The sequence below is a fragment of the Nocardia cyriacigeorgica NBRC 100375 genome (assembly GCF_000308555.1).
GTDB lineage: Bacteria > Actinomycetota > Actinomycetes > Mycobacteriales > Mycobacteriaceae > Nocardia > Nocardia cyriacigeorgica.
On sequence record NZ_BAFY01000097.1, the window covers coordinates 1 to 2,500 of the forward strand.

Genomic DNA, 2,500 nt, shown 5'->3' on the forward strand with positions numbered 1-2,500 from the left:
AGCTCGGTCCGGTCGACAATGCGCCGCATATCCTCGTCGATGTAGATCATTTCCCGGCTCCTGGGCGGGCGGACGGGCGGCGGCGAAGACTGTCGACACTGAGCACGTGGGCGCGTTCGGGCGAGAGCGCCAGCAGCGCCGCGGAGCCGGCAGCGCTGAACACCGACGCGTTCAACGGTGATTCGAATCCCGAGAAGAACATCGATCCGCCGAACGCGAGCAGCGTGACCAGTCCCACTGCCACCGTGGACGACGGTCAAGGCGGGCACCGATGACACCGAGGGCCGGTTCACCCTGATGGAGAACCGACTGGGCCAAGGCCAACGAGATCGGCAAGCCGTTCGGCATGCGCTACCACCTGGGTCACGACGACCCGAAGGAGTGGGGCGACCCCGATCGCTTCTACCTGCTCGGTAAGGGCGAAGCCAGACCCGGCCGGATCCCGATTCCTCCGGCCTTCAGTGTCAAGGCCAGGACCGAGGACACCGACGGTCTGTTCTCTGCGCTGGAAGTCACTGTCGCCCAGCCGATCCCGCGACATACCCACCACGTCGCCGACGAGTGCATCTATGTGCTGGATGGTCTGCTGGACGTCGAATTCGACGACCGCGTCCAGGTGGCAGGCCCGGGCCAGGTGGTGCTGCTGCCGCACGGTGTGCCGCACGCGCTGCGCCCCGGCTCGAACCCGCCCCCGCGCGTTGTCCAGATCTCGTCGCCCGGCGGTTGGGAGTGCGTGGTCGAGGCGATCATCGAGCACCGCACCGAGGTCACCGCGGGAGGCCGGTTCGATCCTGCCGCACTCAATCGGTACACCCGTCGCTACCACGTCGTCTACGAGGAGGACTGAGTAACCGGCGCGCGAAGTGATCGCCCGCCGCAACGGGTCTGGCGCGGCGAACCTGCGGGTGGATACGGTGGGGCGAGTAATCGCTCATTAACGGTCCCGGGGGCGGGAACGAATATTCGGGTAGTCGAGTACGCGGTTGCCGGAGCGGGCGCGGCGGGAGGATCGGGGTATGAAACGACTTGTGGTGTGCTGCGACGGCACCTGGAAAGCCGAGTCGAGCACGACAGTATCCAACATCATCAAGATCGCGCAGACCATTCGGATCGCGGCGCCCGACGAGCAGGGACGGCCGGTTCACCAGTGGGTCACGTATGTGCCGGGGCCGGGCACGCAGGGGTTCCTGGCCGACCGGTTGATGGGCGGGGCGTTCGGGCTGGGACTGGAGGCGAATCTGTCGGCGGCCTACTGGCATCTGGCGTTGAACTGGGAGCCGGGCGACCAGATCTTCATCTTCGGTTTCAGCCGCGGCGCATTCACCGCGCGCAGTCTCGCCGGCCTCATCGGTCGGATCGGGATCATGACGCCGGAAGCGATGATCGACGGCATGTATCCGCAGGCGTTGCGGATCCACAAGCAGCCGGTGCCGCCGGACGGTGAGACACCCGCCGAGTGGGCGAAGTTCCGCAAGGACAACTGCCATCCCGGTCCGGCCAAGATCGATTTCCTCGGTGTCTTCGACACCGTCGGCGCGCTGGGGGTGCCGGGGCTGACGTCACTGCGGCACAAGTTCCACGATGTGCGCCTCGGCCCGAATGTGCACTGCGCGCGCCAGGCGCTGGCCATCGACGAGCGCCGCCGCAACTTCGAGCCCTGCCTGTGGGAGGTCCCGGTGGAGCCGAATGTGAAGTACCGCAGGGGCTTCCAGCGGGTGAAGCAGGTCTGGTTCGAGGGCGTGCACAGCGATATCGGTGGCGGTTACGCCGAATGCGGGCTGTCGGACATCACCTTGCGCTGGATGGTGGCCGAGGCCGAATCGGTCGGGCTGGTGTTCGACCGCGAACGCCTCGACGCCCTGTCCGAACGCTGCACCGCCGGCGTCGACCACATGCGCAGGCACGACTCGCTCGGCATCGGCTACCGCATCCTGAATCTGCTGCGCGCGCTGCGGAATCCGCGCAGTCCGCGGTTCCACTGGGATTCCTGGCGCAAGCTCGGCGTCACCGACGACATCGGCATCCGTTTGGCCTCCTGCACGCAGAACGACGACTACCGTCCGGCCAACCTGCGCCGCTGGCGCGAGGAGTTGGGCGGGATGTTCCCGGAAGAACTCATCGAGAAGACCGTCCCGGTGACGGCGAAGCTGGGCGCCTGAGCGCTCAGCGCACCAGCAGCGCCACCGGGAGCCGGGCGAACAGCTTCTCCAGCCGCGCCCGGCCCTGGAACGTGTGGCCGGTGAGCCGGTCGGTCCAGGTGCCTGGCGGCAGATCGAGCACCGTGTCGCCCCAGCCGGCTTCGGCCAGCGACACGCTGTGCCTGGTCGCGGCCACGATCACCTCCGGCGCATCGCCGACGCGGCCGCGGGCGTAGGACACCAGCTTGCCCGCCTGCTCACCGGTCGCGAACAACGGCAGGTAGGTGCCGCCGACGAAGCAGTCCGGCCGTTCCCGCCGCAACCACAGCGCATAGGCGACGATCCACATCTTCGCCGCTCCG

The 2,500-nt window shown here is 67.7% G+C and carries 3 protein-coding genes and 1 pseudogene; 2 read left to right on the forward strand and 2 right to left on the reverse strand.

Going from position 1 to position 2,500, the window contains the following annotated elements; translation table 11 throughout:
• Positions 1-46: 46 nt before the first annotated feature.
• Positions 47-244: a hypothetical protein gene (locus RJ05_RS09025; protein WP_138445592.1), complete on the reverse strand. Its 198-nt coding sequence runs from the start codon at positions 242-244 to the stop codon at positions 47-49.
• Between the two features lie 102 nt (positions 245-346).
• Here RJ05_RS09025 and RJ05_RS09030 point away from each other — a divergent pair, with 102 nt between their 5' ends.
• Positions 347-847, forward strand: a complete 501-nt coding sequence (locus RJ05_RS09030; protein ID WP_051016373.1) for a cupin domain-containing protein — start codon at positions 347-349, stop codon at positions 845-847.
• Between the two features lie 169 nt (positions 848-1,016).
• Positions 1,017-2,159: a T6SS phospholipase effector Tle1-like catalytic domain-containing protein gene (locus tag RJ05_RS09035; RefSeq protein WP_036535519.1), complete on the forward strand. Its 1,143-nt coding sequence runs from the start codon at positions 1,017-1,019 to the stop codon at positions 2,157-2,159.
• A 4-nt stretch (positions 2,160-2,163) separates the two neighbouring features.
• Here the strand turns inward: RJ05_RS09035 and RJ05_RS31365 are convergent.
• Positions 2,164-2,500, reverse strand: a pseudogene (locus tag RJ05_RS31365) (malto-oligosyltrehalose synthase); the annotation flags it as partial.

Coding starts and splice junctions, on each gene's coding strand:
- RJ05_RS09030 (WP_051016373.1), top strand. CDS start 347: ATGCGCTACCACCTGGGTCACGACGACCCGAAGGAGTGGGGCGACCCC.
- RJ05_RS09035 (WP_036535519.1), top strand. CDS start 1,017: ATGAAACGACTTGTGGTGTGCTGCGACGGCACCTGGAAAGCCGAGTCG.